The sequence below is a fragment of the Streptococcus sp. 27098_8_99 genome (assembly GCF_041431935.1).
GTDB classification, from domain to species: Bacteria; Bacillota; Bacilli; order Lactobacillales; family Streptococcaceae; genus Streptococcus; species Streptococcus parasanguinis_D.
The window spans coordinates 80,722-94,435 of sequence record NZ_JAPVYQ010000008.1 but is presented as its reverse complement, the minus strand read 5'-3'; the positions used below and the strand labels follow the sequence as shown (position 1 = coordinate 94,435).

Genomic DNA, 13,714 nt, shown 5'->3' with positions numbered 1-13,714 from the left:
GAAACGCATTGACAAGGGGAGGCTTTTCCGCTATTCTAGGGGAATGAAAGAAAGGAAAGGGATTGAGATGAGACGGACTTACTGGCAAGACTTAAAGGGGGCCTTTTATTTGATCTGGCGCAACAAATGGTCCTTTATTGCGATTGGAATTTTGCTACAATTTGTGGTTGGTATTGGGGCTGCGGCCTTGACTTGGCTCTTTCATCTGGCAGTCTTGCTTGCGGGTCAGGCTAATATCGATAAGAACAACCTTGTCTCTGTTATGAGCCATCCCTTGAGCTTGCTGGCTCTTTTGGTCTTTATCATGGTCTTTGCTTTCTTGTTTATGCTGGAGATGCGGACCCTGATTTCGGTCATTTACCTATCGCGAACCGACCAACACTTGTCCTTTAAAAAGGTCTTGCGGCAATCATTTGGTCGCTTGAAGGACCTAGCGGGAAGGAATCTGCTTTATTTTCTGCTCTATCTCCTTTTGACCTTGCCTGTTGCAGGTGTCTTGATAGGATCGACATTGACGGATGGGCTTTATATTCCAACCTTTATCACAGGTGAGTTTGAAAAGACCACGATTGGCTCCATCGGGCTCTTTGTGGTGCAGCTGACCTTTATCTATCTTAATCTTCGCTTGATCTATACGGTTCCCAACCTCGTGGTAGAGGAGTTGCCATTTGGTCGTGCCTTGAAAAAAAGCTGGACTATGACTAAAAGAGGAGGTTTTCGTCTCTTATGGAGGATTCTGTCCTTTGAGTTTCTCTTAACCTTTCTAGGGATTTTATTGATCTTGGGTTTGGTCTTTACCTTGACCGTGATCGATAAAGAAGGCCAGTATTTCTGGGTGGTGACCATCTTTTTGGTCTTGATTCGGACCTTCCTATTCATTTTTACAGTCTTGACAAAGGTGGGGTCGCTCGGCATTATCTTGGATTCTGCATGGGAAGTACCGAGCCGATCGGTCATGCGCTCGAAAGGCAGTCGAAAGATGAAGGGGCTCTTTGCTCTGACAGTGATCTTTCTCATGGTCCAATCGGGGATCTCAGCCTTTGAACTGGCAACCTTAAAGGTGAATGACCAGGTCAAGCTCATCGCCCATCGAGGGGATGTCTCCAAAGGGGTAGAAAATTCCCTGGAAGCCTTAGAAGCAGCAGCCAAGGAAAAGGCAGCTTATGCGGAGATGGATATCCTTCTCACTAAGGACCATCAATTTGTCGTCATGCATGATTACAATCTCAAGCGCCTTGCTGGGGTGGACAAGGATGTGAAAGACATGACCCTAGCTGAGGTGCAAGGCCTCAAGATTCAACAGGATGGTCACACGAGTCATATCCCTTCATTTGAGGAATATGTCAAGCGTGCCAAAGAATTGAAGATGAAGCTCTTGGTTGAGCTTAAGTCTCATGGTGGAGAGCCTCCTAATTATGTGGATCTCTTTGTGCAGAAGATGCGGGACTTAGGGGTCGAAAAAGACTATCCGGCTATGTCTTTGGATCTGTCGGTCATGGAAAAAGTCGAGAAAAAAGCCCCTGAGATCAAGACCGGCTATGTCATTCCTATTCAATTCGGTCGCTTTGAAAAGGTCTCAGTTGACTTTTTTGCCATTGAAGACTTTTCTTATCAAAAGAATTTGGTAACTCAGGCCCATGAGATGAAAAAAGAGCTCTATGTCTGGACCATCAATGACAAGCAAAAGTTGACCAAGTATTTGCAACAACCCATTGATGGCTTGATTACGGATGAATTGACAGAGGCGCAAAGACTGAAAAAGGATTTGAAAGAAAACAAGTCCTACTTTGATCGCTTCTTGAATCTCGTCGCTACGTCTAAGGAAGAATAAGACAGGATACGCATAGAGAGAGTGGGACAGAAATCGGTCATTCGTTAGAATTCGATTTCGTCGTCCCACCTCCGCACAGTTGAGTAGGGCTGTAAAAGCTGATAAAATCAGCGTAGTAGAGCCCACTCAGCCACTGCGTCTTGCTCGACAATCAAAAACAATTGAGAGGCTAGGACTTTTGTCCCAGCCTCTTTTGTACTAGATAAACAGAAAAACGGATGCTGTCTAAAAATCTTGCATTTTTTTGCAATTTAGGTTACAATGAAGACTATAAAAAACGCGTAATCCCTAGGGTCTTTCCCTCAGGGAATTTTGTGTGTTTTGACCTATTTTCGGTGGAAATAAGATTTGCTTCTACCGCAGGAAAAAGTATGAATAACATTGGAGGTAATAATGATTCGATCCTTAATTTCCGAGATCAAAGAATTTAAGAAGCCCTCGATTTTGGCTTCCTTGTTCATGGTCTTTGAAGTCATGTTTGAGATTTCGATTCCCTTTGTCATGGCGAGTCTTTTGGACCAGGGTGTTCAACAAAGAAACATGAACAATATTTTGTTTTACGGTGGGCTCATGCTGGTCTGTGCCTTTCTCTCCCTCTTTTGTGGGATGCAGTCTGCCCGTTATGGCGCCTATGCATCGGCTGGTTTTGCCAAAAACCTTCGTCGGGCTATTTTCAAAAAGGTTCAAACCTTCTCATTTGAGAATATTGATCAGTTCTCATCTGGTGGTCTGGTTACTCGGATGATGACGGATGTGACCAATGTGCAAAATGCTTATCAAATGGTGATCCGGATCTGTGTGCGGGCACCGCTCAATTTGATCTTTGCCATTGTGGCTTGTTTCTTGATCAATCCGGAAATGGCCATGATCTTTGTCTATGTGACCATCTTTTTGGCAGCGGTCTTAAGCATCATTATGAAGATTGTGTATCCGCTCTTTACAGAAGTATTTGAAGCTTATGACAATCTCAACAACAGCATTCAGGAAAACATCACCAATATGCGAGTGGTGAAGTCCTACGTTAAGGAAGCAGATGAAACCGTTAAATTCAAAAAAGCTTCACGCCGGATTTATAACATGTTTATGAAGGCTATCCGTATCGTTGTCTTGAGTAGCCCAGCTATGATGCTTTCCATGTATGCTTCTTTCCTTTTGATCTCTTGGATTGGGGCTCATCTGATCGTTGGTGGCCAACTCTCCACTGGGAATCTGACTTCTATGTTTAGCTACACCATGACCATTCTCATGTCGCTCATGATGTTTATGATGATCTTTGTCATGTTGTCGATTTCCATGGCCTCTGTCGAGCGGATCAATGAAGTCTTGACGACCAAAACGACGATTGACTCTCCAGAAAATGGGATCAAAGAAGTCGCTGATGGTTCGATCAACTTTGAGGATGTGACCTTTGCTTATACCGATGAAAATGGCGACAAGACCCATGTCTTACAAGGGATTAATCTTTCTATTCGTTCAGGGGAAGTGATTGGTATCTTGGGAGGAACAGGATCAGGGAAATCAAGCTTGGTTCAGTTGATTCCTCGTCTTTATGATGTTGAGTCTGGTCGGGTGACAGTAGCAGGCCACGATGTCAAAGAATACGATCTTGATTCCCTTCGTAAGCAAGTGGCCATGGTTCTTCAGACCAATGTCCTTTTCTCTGGTACGATTAAAGAAAATATGCGCTGGGGAAATAAGGATGCGACGGATGAAGAGATCATTGCAGCTTGTAAGATTGCCCAAGCCGATGAATTTATTCAAGATTTCAAAGAGGGTTATGACACCATGATTGAGCGTGGGGGATCCAACGTCTCTGGTGGTCAACGCCAGCGTCTTTGTATCGCGCGTGCCCTTCTCATGAATCCGAAGATCTTGATCTTGGATGATTCGACGTCTGCGGTTGATACCAAGACGGATAGTTTGATCCGTCAAGGATTGGCAACCAGCTTGAAAGAGACTACCAAAATCATCATTGGTCAACGGATTTCCTCTATTCAAGATGCAGATCGCATTATCGTGATGAATGATGGCCAAATCGATGCGATCGGTCGTCACGAGGAATTGCTTGCGACCAATGCCATCTACCAAGAAGTATATGAAATGCAAACACAAGGGAAAGGAGAAGCAGATGAAAACTAAGAAAAAAGCAAATCTAGGCTCTATCCTTCGCCTGCTCGACTTCCTTTGGAAAAACTACAAGGTATCCTTGATTGTTTCCTTTATCTTAATCATTCTATCGTCTCTTGCTACGGTCAATGTAACAGCTTCGATTCAGTCCTTGGTCGATGTCTATGTGGAGCCCATGCTGACAAGCAACAGCCATGATTTTGGACCGCTCTTGTCCTTCTTAACACGAGTTGGTTTGATCTGTTTGATCGGGGTACTTGCCAATTATGGCTTTACCCTGATCATGGCGACTGTTTCACAAGACTCACTTAGAAGTCTTCGAAATCAGTTGTTTGCTCGCATGCAAAAACTGCCCGTTCGTTACTTTGATACCCACCAACACGGGGACATCATGTCTATCTATACCAATGATATTGATGCTCTTCGCCAAGCGATTGAACAATCCATTCCTCAACTCTTATCCTCAGCGATTACCATCCTTGGGGTAACGATTACCATGCTGACGGTTAGTCCACTCTTGTTCTTGATTGTTCTCTTCATGGTTATCGTCATGGTCTTTATCATCAAGGATGTTTCTGGCAAGTCAGGTCGTTACTTCGGGGCCCAACAAAAGAACTTGGGGATTGAGAACGGCTTTATTGAAGAAATGATGTCTGGTCAAAAAGTGGTCAAGGCCTTTGTGCATGAAAGAGAAAGCATTGAGGATTTTGACCGCATCAATGATCAACTCTTTGAATCCTCTTACCAAGCCAACCGCTATGCCAATGTCCTCATGCCAATTCTTGGGAACTTGGGAAATGTTTCCTTTGTTCTGACAGCCTTGATCGGGGGACTCTTTGCGCTAAACGGCGTCGGTGGTTTAACCATTGGTGGTCTTATGGCCTTTCTGCAATTGAACCGTTCCTTCACAGGTCCGATTGCCCAGGTCTCTCAACAATTAAACTTTGTCCTCATGGCCTTGGCTGGTGGAGATCGTGTCTTTGATCTTTTGGACGAAGAAGAAGAAGTCGACCAAGGAAAAGTGACGCTGGTCAATTATGAACTGGTCGATGGAGAAATGGTCGAAACCGATCAGAAAACCAACAAATGGGCTTGGAAACACCCACGTCCAAATGGGGATTATCAGCTTGTCAAGATGGTCGGAAATGTGGTCTTTGATGATGTTGATTTCTCTTATGATGGAAAAAAACAAATCCTTCATGGCATCAACTTGTATGCGGATAAGGGCCAAAAAGTGGCCTTTGTCGGAGCGACTGGTGCAGGAAAGACAACCATCACCAACTTGATCAACCGCTTCTATGACATCCAATCCGGAATGATTACTTATGATGGGATCGATATTAAATTGATTGAGAAAGATTCTCTGCGTCGTTCCCTCGGAATCGTTCTTCAAGATACCCACTTATTCACTGGTACGATTGCGGAAAACATCGCTTACGGCCGTGCTGATGCAACACGGGAAGAAATCCTTGAAGCGGCTCGGATTGCCAATGTGGATTCCTTTGTCAAGCACTTGGATCAGGGCTATGAGACAGTCTTGACAGATGATGGGGCTGGCCTATCAAATGGTCAACGACAATTGATCGCCATTGCCCGTGCAGCCCTTGCCAATGCGCCAGTCTTGATTCTGGACGAAGCGACGTCTTCCATTGACTCTCGGACAGAGAAGATGGTGCAAGAAGGGATGGACCGCTTGATGGAAGGTCGGACTGTCTTTGTCATTGCCCACCGTCTGTCGACGATTGTCAATTCCGATGTCATCATGGTGATGGACCATGGACGCATCATCGAGCGAGGCAACCATGCTTCCTTGATGGCAGAAAAAGGAACCTATCACCGTTTGTACACCGGTGGACTTGAGATTGATTAAACCAAAAAAGCTTGAGCGTTGGCTCAGGCATAGATTGAAGACAAAGTCATCTTAAAAACTTTCCTTAGGTGAGTACGGACGTCAGCGAACTTCGAAGAAGTTCCATGACTAATTATTGAGCCTAAGGTCTCAATAATTCCGAGTGCCTGAATCTTTATTGTTTCAGGCACTTTTCTCACGGCGGAAAGTTTTGGTATTTTCTTGATTCATTTTAAAAATTAGAACTCATTTTATTTTTTGCAGAATCGCTTAACTTATTTCTAAATAGTTTGTCTACATAAAAAAAGCCTGAGCCAGCGCTCAAGCTTTTTTGCTTATTTTTCAAGTAATTCTTGGATTAAGTCTTCCATAGCAGCTGGTTCTGTTTTGGAGGAGAAGCGTTGGGCGACTTGGCCTTGTCGGTCGATGACAAATTTTGCGAAGTTCCATTCAATGCGTTTGCCCAGTGGTCCAGCTGCTTGGCTTTTGAGCCAGTCATAAAGAGGAAGGGCTTCTTTACCATTGACCTTGGCTTTAGCGAATCGTGGGAAGGTGGTCTGGTAGTTGAGGCTACAGAAGCTATTGATTTCTTCTGCAGTTCCTGGAGCTTGTCCCATGAATTGGTTACAAGGGATGTCTAGGATTTCCAGCCCTTTTTCCTTGTAGCGCAGGTAGAGATCTTGCAGTCCTTGGTATTGCGGGGTCAAGCCACAGCCTGTTGCTGTATTGACCACGATAAGGACTTTACCTTGGTAGTGGGAAAGAGAAATTTCTTCCCCTTGTTGGTTTTCTAAAGAAAAATCATAAATGCTGGTCATAGGTGTTATCCTTTCTGTCTTTTCATCTTTAATTGTAGCACAAATATCCTAAAATTGGGCCAAGAGGACCATGACTTCTTGCTTTAGTCCCACTTGTGAAAATGATATAATAAGAAGATAAAAGCTCTCAAGAAAGTGCTAAAAGGAGAACGGATCGGATGAAATTACTCTATACGGATGTTCGGACCCCCTTGACCCAGGTCCTGACGCAAGAAGCCGTAAGGTTAGTAGAAGATGGCAAGCGTGTGTTTTACATTGCACCTAACTCTCTTTCCTTTGAAAAAGAAGCCAAGGTCTTGTCCTATTTAGAAGGTCAGGCTTCTTTTACCATAACCGTTACGCGCTTTGCTCAAATGGCCCGTTATTTCATCCTGAATCAGGTTTTTGAGGAGCAAGCCTTAGATGACATCGGACTAGGCATATTATTTTTTAAAGCTCTTTCTCACATGAAGGACCAGGATCTTAAAGTTTACGGAGCCCTGCGCAAGGATCCTCAGTTTATCCAGCAACTGGTTCAGCTCTACCATGAATTACAGACAGCCCAGATGGATTTTACAGATTTGGAGTTGCTCGGGGAAGCTGAAAAAAGAGAGGACCTCTTGGCGATTTTTGAAGCGGTCTCTGAGATGCTGGTCCAGCATCAGTATGAATCCCAGTCCAAGATGGCCGTTTTCCTCAATCAGGTCGAAGCAGGGCACTTAGAGGAGCAATTAAAGGATGTGGCGATCGTCGTCGATGGCTTCACGCGTTTTTCTGCGGAAGAAGAGGCCTTGATTGGTCTCCTTCACCGAAAAGGAGTGGAGATTGTCATCGGAGTCTATGCCAGTGAAAAAGCCTATCGGGCAAGCTTTAGAGAGGGCAATCTTTACCAAGCCAGTGTTGACTTTCTCCTTCAGCTGGCAAAGACTTTTGAGGTACAGCCTCAGTATTGTGGGCAAGCGATCGAAGACTCCTTTAGTCGCATGACCCGCATGTTAGAAGCGCGTTACGATTTTTCACAAGTGGAAGATGAACTGGAGAACCAAGATCGAACTGCTGTTCAACTCTGGCAAACCAATACACAAAAAGAAGAGTTGGAATTTGTTGCTAAATCCATCCGTCAGCGCCTTCATGATGGGGCACGCTATCGGGATATTCGGGTCTTGCTAGGCGATGTAGAAGCTTATCAACTGCAACTCAAGACCATTTTTGATCAGTATCAGATACCCTTTTACTTGGGACGAAGCGAAGCCATGGTCCATCATCCCTTGATTCAGGTCATTGAATCCTTGTGGCGGATCAAGCAGTTCAATTACCAGACCGAAGACGTCATCAATCTATTGAAAACGAGTCTGTATAGTGACTTGACCCAAGAAGAAGTCGATTCTTTTGAGCAGTACCTTCGCTTTGCGGAAGTAAAGGGGGCTGCAAAATTTCACAAGCCTTTTACCAGCAATCGTCAGGGTAAGTTTAATTTGGAAGGGCTCAATACTCTCCGGGAACGCGTCGCAGAACCTTTAGCTCCTTTCTTTTCACAGCGCAAACAAAAGGTGACCCATCTCTTAATGGCCTTTACAGAGTTTCTGCAAGAGGCTCAGCTTTCTCAGAATTTACAAGCTTTGATCAAGGATCTAGCTTTGGAAGAGCAGGAGCGCTATGACCAGGTCTGGAAGGCTTTCCTCCACGTCTTAGAAGAATTGAATCTGGTTTTTGAGGACCAAGAGCTGACAGTGGATGACTTTTTGGCCCTCCTCTTATCGGGGATGCAATTGTCTCAATACCGGACAGTTCCTGCTACTGTCGATGTGGTGATGGTTCAGTCCTATGACTTGATTGAACCCTTGACAGCACCTTATGTCTACGCGATCGGGCTGACCCAGGAACGTTTTCCCAAGATCGCGCAGAATACCTCGCTTCTCAGTGAAGAAGAGCGTCAGCAGCTCAATGAGGCCACCCAAGAAGGAGCAGAGCTCCAGGTGGTGACCAGCGAAAATCTCAAGAAGAATCGCTTTGTGGCGGTTTCGTTACTCAATGCAGCGACCAAGCAGTTGGTCCTATCGGCCCCTAGCTTGGTGAATGAAACGGAAGATAGTGTCTCTCCTTATCTTCTAGAATTGGCCAAGGAGCCTATTGCCATCGAGTGGAAGACCAAACAAGCCCAAGCTTCGAGTGATGATATCGGGACCTACCGAGCCCTCTTAGCGCGCGTGATCGAACTCCATCAAGAAGAAATTACGAGTGAGTTGTCTCCTGAAGAAGCCAGCTTTTGGGGTGTGGCCGTGCGGGTCTTGCGAAAGAAATTGGCCGCTGAAGGCATCCAGATTCCTCAAATTTCAACGGAATTGAAGAGTCGCCAGCTCCAGTCGGATACGCTTCAAGCGCTCTATCCAGAGGGCAAAGCCTTGACTTTATCTGCTTCTGCCTTGAATGAATACTACAAGCACCAGTATGCCTTTTATCTGCGCTATGTCTTGGGCTTACAAGAAGATGAGACGATCCGGCCAGACGCTCGCAGTCATGGGAATTTCTTGCACCGAATCTTTGAAAAAGTCTTAAAAGACAGCTCCGATCAAGCTTTTGATCAGCGCTTAAGCGAGGCGATTCGAGAAACCAGCCAAGAAGCAGAGTTCCAGCAATTGTATGGAGAAAATGGAGAGACCGAGTTTATTCGAAACTTGCTTCTTGATACCGCTAAAACAACGGGGCGTGTCCTCGCCCAGCAAAATGGCATCGAGACCATTGGTGAGGAGACCCTCTTTGGAGGGAGCGCCCATACCTCTTATCCTTTGTCTGATGGCCGTCTCCTGCAGCTACGAGGCAAGGTGGACCGGATTGACAAATTACGAGAACAAGGAGCTCTTGGCGTTGTGGATTACAAGTCGAGCTTGACGCAATTCCACTATGACAAGTTCTTTAATGGTCTGAATTCTCAATTGCCAACCTATCTCTCTGCCATTCAGGATCTGAAGGAATACCAAGCGGAGCAAGGGATTTTCGGAGCCATGTATTTGGAAATGGGAGATCCCTTAGTGGATCTGAAAAAGACTAGGACAGTCGAGGACGCCATCAATCAAACTATGAAAAGTCAACAGTACAAGGGGCTCTTTATGGCAGATCAGGCGTCTTATCTGGGCGAGGCCTATGATAAGAACAAGGCCATGATGCTGAGTAAGGAAGAGCTGGAGCTGCTCCTCTTGTACAACGCTTATCTCTATAAAACAGCAGCAGAAGGGATTCTCAAGGGGCAATTTGCCATCAATCCCTATAGTGAAAATGGGCGTAATATCGCACCATATGTGGAGCAGTTTAAATCCATCACAGGCTTTGAAGCCGATCGTCACCTCGGTCAGGCACGGTTCTTGACCAAACTAGACCAAAAAGGAATACGCGGTGAAAAGGTGAAAGCCGCTTGGATCGAGAAGATGAAGGAGGTCTTGAACAAATGATCAAACAAGCATTTTTGACAAGAGATGAAATCAAGGCCCTTCAGGCCCAAGAGGCAGCCTCTACCAAAGAGCAAAAGCGAACAGCAGAACAGATCGATGCCATATATAGTTCTGGGACTAATATCTTGGTGTCGGCTTCTGCTGGTTCGGGGAAGACCTTTGTCATGGTGCAAAGGATTTTGGATCAGATCCAGCGAGGCATTTCGATTAAGGAGCTCTTTATCTCGACCTTTACGGTCAAGGCAGCAGGAGAGCTCAAGGAGCGTCTGGAAAGTGAACTTGGAAAAGCCCTGCAAGCGAGCGATGACCCAGAACTCAAGCAACACCTGGCCCGTCAAATCGCAGATGTCGCAACGAGCGATATCGGGACCATGGACTCCTTTACCCAAAAGGTCCTAACGCGCTATGGCTATTTGCTTGGATTGGCACCCCAGTTTCGGATTTTACAAAATGCCAGTGAGCAGCGTCTCTTGCAAAATGAAGTCTTTCAGACTGTTTTTGACCGCTATTACCAAGGAGAAAACCAAGAAGCCTTTGTCCAGATGGTCAAGAATTTCACAGGGCAACGCAAAAATTTATCCTTGTTTAAGGAGCAAGTCTACCAGATCTATGACTTTCTTCAGTCGACCAGTGATCCGGAGAAATGGTTGGAGGAGCATTTCCTAAAAGGCTATGAGGAAACTGATTTTGAGCTGGTTGAAGGTGCTCTGATGGAGAGCATCCAGCAGGCCCTCTATGAGGCAGAGAGCTTTTTTGCCTTCCATTTGTCCAATGAAGGCCAAGCATTTGGCAAAGCCAAGTATTTGGAAGCCGTGCAAGAAGTGCTCGATCAGATTGGAAGCCTGACAGGTCGCACCAATAAAGCGCAACTGACCTCTGTCCTAAAGGCAGTCGTGGCGATTAGTCGGGCTTCAAATGGGGGAGCCTTGACCAACAGAGCCCGAAAAGAAGAGTTGAAAGAGTTAGTCACGGCTTATAACCAGGATAAAACCATACATATCAACCGCCTCAGAGACTTGGAAAATCAGCTCTATCAGCTGGAATTTCAACAAGCCTACCACCAAGAAGAAGGCCCCATGCTCTCCTTGCTCCGGGACTTTATCAGAGACTTTGCTCGCGCTTATCTGGAGCGAAAAATCCAAGAAAAAGCTTATGAATTTGGGGATATCAGTCATTTTGCCATTCAAATTTTAGAGCAATTCCCAGAGGTGAGACAAGCCTTTCAAGAGCGTTATCATGAGGTCATGGTCGATGAGTACCAGGATACCAACCACACCCAAGAGCGGATGTTGGATTTGCTGTCAAATGGCCACAATCGCTTCATGGTGGGGGATATCAAGCAATCGATTTATCGCTTCCGTCAGGCAGATCCACAGATTTTCAATGATAAATTTAAGGCTTACCAAGAAGAAGGGGCGAAAGGGCGGTTGATTCTCCTCAAGGAAAATTTCCGGAGTCATGTGGAGGTATTGGACGCGACCAATGATGTCTTTCGCCATTTGATGGATGAAGATGTAGGAGAGATTGACTACAATCAAACCCACTATCTGGTTGCAGGAAGCGACAAGCAGCGGATGGCCTTGCCACAACATCGGGCCGAATTTTTGCTCTATGATGGCAGTCAAGACCAGGAAGAACGGGCCGAAGACGAGGAAGCTCCCCTTGGAGTCGAGACCATTTCCAAGGGAGAAATTCTCCTGGTCATCAAAGAAATTTTACGTCTCCATCGGGTGGAAAAAGTGCCTTTTAAAGACATCACGCTCTTAACGGCGACTCGAACGCGAAATGATGCGATTCTGGAAGCCTTTGACCAGTATCGTATCCCGATTGTGGCAGATAGCGGACAGGCGCATTATCTTGAGTCACTGGAAGTGATGGTCATGTTGGATACCTTGCGGACCATTAACAATCCCTTGCATGATTATCCCTTGGTTGCTCTCATGAAATCCCCCATGTTTGACTTTGATGAAGATGAATTGGCACGGATTTCCTTGCAGACCCTTCCAGAGCAAAAGCAAATGCCCTTCTACCACAAGGTCCAGTTAGCCCTTGAGAAAACTGCAGAGCATGCACGGTTGGTTGATGCCAAGCTCTCAGCTAAAATCGAGAACTTCCTCAAGGTTTTATCTACTTGGCGGGCTGCTGCTAAGACCTCTTCGCTCTATGATTTGCTGTGGAAAATCTATGAGGATCGCTATTACTATGACTATGTCGGCGCCCTTCCAAATGGGGCCCAGCGCCAGGCCAATCTCTATGCCTTGATGCTTCGGGCCAATGATTATGAGAAGGCCGGCTTTAAGGGCTTGTCGCGCTTCATTGCCATGATTGATAAGGTGATCGAAAATGAACACGATTTGGCTAGCGTCCCTCTTGCGGCTCCAAAAGATGCCGTCCAGCTCATGACCGTCCATAAGAGTAAGGGGCTGGAATTCAAGTATGTCTTTATTCTCAATATGGACAAGGCTTTTAACCGTAAGGATCAATCGGGGCCGATTATTCTCAGTCGTCAAAAAGGGATTGGCTTTAAATATATTGCCAACCTGCCGGTTGAGACAGAGAATCCAGCTGCTCCAGAATCCATTCGCCTGCAGATCGAAACGCCTTGCTACCAACGAAATGTGGAAGAAACAAAATTGGCCACCATTTCTGAGCAGATGCGTCTTCTATATGTTGCGATGACACGGGCCGAGCTCAAGCTTTATCTGATCGGAAAAGGCCGGGAGGACAAACTGCGTGATACCGATTGGGGGACCAGTCGCAATGGCAAGCTAGATCCGGAAAAACGAAAAGCATGGACCTCATATCAGGACTGGCTCTTTGCGATTCAAGATGTGTTTACCAAGAATACCCTGGCTTATGACACACGTTTTGTGACAGACGAAGACCTGACACCAGATCAGCTGGAACCACTAGAGAAGAAGAAGGATTCCCGGCTTGATCAGCTCAAGGATATCCGTCAGTCAGAGGATATTCGTCGGGCCTTGGATATCTTGGAAAATGTTGATCGGCTCAATCAGCTCTATGCTCCGGCCATTCATTTACCAAGTGTCCGTACTCCTAGTCAGATCAAGAAATTCTACGAGCCGGTCATGGATGCCAATGGTGTCCAAATTATGGATGCAAAGACTGTGACGCCTGAGTTTGAGCTTCCAACTTTTGGTCAAGAAAAGGCCGTGACAGGAGCCCAGGTCGGTAGTGCCGTCCATGAACTCATGCAGCGCGTGCCTCTTGGAGAAGAAATCTCGCTGGATACGCTGCATCAAGCCTTGGAGCAAGTTCAAGCAGAGCCAGCAGTCAAAGCCCGCATCAAGCTAGAGGCCATCCTTGCTTTCTATGAGACGCCTTTGGGGACCTTGCTTCAAAAAGAAGCCTCTCGAGTCCGGCGCGAAGCTCCCTTTGCCATGCTGAAGAAAGATCCAGCCAGTGGTGAGGACTTTGTCGTGCGGGGGATCCTGGATGGTTACGTGGTGCTAGAAGACCGGATCCTACTTTTTGATTACAAGACGGATCACTACAAGGTCCCTAGTCAATTGGTCGAACGCTACCGGGATCAGCTCGATCTCTATGCAGAAGCTCTTCGTCGTTCTTATGGCAAAGAGCAAGTTGAAAAATACCTCGTGCTTTTAGGTGGCCCCCATCTAGAAGTGGTGAAAGTGGAGTAAAT

The 13,714-nt window shown here is 46.0% G+C and carries 6 protein-coding genes; 5 read left to right on the top strand and 1 reads right to left on the bottom strand.

All coding sequences use genetic code 11. The annotated features are described in order from the left end of the window. The first annotated feature begins 43 nt into the window (after positions 1-43). From O3605_RS06315 to O3605_RS06305, 3 genes are all read left to right on the top strand, one after another. Positions 44-1,831, top strand: coding sequence for a glycerophosphodiester phosphodiesterase (locus tag O3605_RS06315; RefSeq protein WP_371585594.1), 1,788 nt, complete (start codon positions 44-46; stop codon positions 1,829-1,831). 393 nt (positions 1,832-2,224) lie between these two features. After that, the gene (locus O3605_RS06310) at positions 2,225-3,970 is read left to right on the top strand and encodes an ABC transporter ATP-binding protein (protein ID WP_151191072.1); all 1,746 of its coding nucleotides are present in this window, start codon (positions 2,225-2,227) and stop codon (positions 3,968-3,970) included. Next, positions 3,960-5,828 (top strand): ABC transporter ATP-binding protein, encoded by a 1,869-nt coding sequence (locus tag O3605_RS06305; protein WP_315376804.1) that lies wholly within the window; start codon positions 3,960-3,962, stop codon positions 5,826-5,828. Before O3605_RS06310 ends, O3605_RS06305 begins: the two co-directional genes overlap by 11 nt. 314 nt (positions 5,829-6,142) lie before the next feature. Here the strand turns inward: O3605_RS06305 and O3605_RS06300 are convergent, their stop codons facing one another. Continuing rightward, positions 6,143-6,625, bottom strand: coding sequence for a glutathione peroxidase (locus O3605_RS06300; RefSeq protein WP_371585592.1), 483 nt, complete (start codon positions 6,623-6,625; stop codon positions 6,143-6,145). Positions 6,626-6,783: 158 nt separating this feature from the next. Here O3605_RS06300 and rexB point away from each other — a divergent pair, with 158 nt between their 5' ends. Both rexB and addA read left to right on the top strand, forming a co-directional pair. Further along, positions 6,784-10,050 carry an ATP-dependent nuclease subunit B gene (gene rexB / locus O3605_RS06295; protein ID WP_371585590.1) on the top strand — a complete coding sequence of 1,089 codons (3,267 nt, stop codon included), beginning with the start codon at positions 6,784-6,786 and terminating at the stop codon, positions 10,048-10,050. Further along, complete coding sequence (addA, locus tag O3605_RS06290; RefSeq protein ID WP_371585598.1) at positions 10,047-13,712, top strand: helicase-exonuclease AddAB subunit AddA; 3,666 nt, start codon at positions 10,047-10,049, stop codon at positions 13,710-13,712. Before rexB ends, addA begins: the two co-directional genes overlap by 4 nt. Positions 13,713-13,714: the final 2 nt, after the last annotated feature.

Excerpts from the sequence above, each read along its gene's own strand:
- addA (WP_371585598.1), top strand. The coding sequence starts at position 10,047 with ATGATCAAACAAGCATTTTTGACAAGAGATGAAATCAAGGCCCTTCAG.
- O3605_RS06305 (WP_315376804.1), top strand. The coding sequence starts at position 3,960 with ATGAAAACTAAGAAAAAAGCAAATCTAGGCTCTATCCTTCGCCTGCTC.
- O3605_RS06300 (WP_371585592.1), bottom strand. The coding sequence starts at position 6,625 with ATGACCAGCATTTATGATTTTTCTTTAGAAAACCAACAAGGGGAAGAA.
- O3605_RS06315 (WP_371585594.1), top strand. The coding sequence starts at position 44 with ATGAAAGAAAGGAAAGGGATTGAGATGAGACGGACTTACTGGCAAGAC.
- rexB (WP_371585590.1), top strand. The coding sequence starts at position 6,784 with ATGAAATTACTCTATACGGATGTTCGGACCCCCTTGACCCAGGTCCTG.
- O3605_RS06310 (WP_151191072.1), top strand. The coding sequence starts at position 2,225 with ATGATTCGATCCTTAATTTCCGAGATCAAAGAATTTAAGAAGCCCTCG.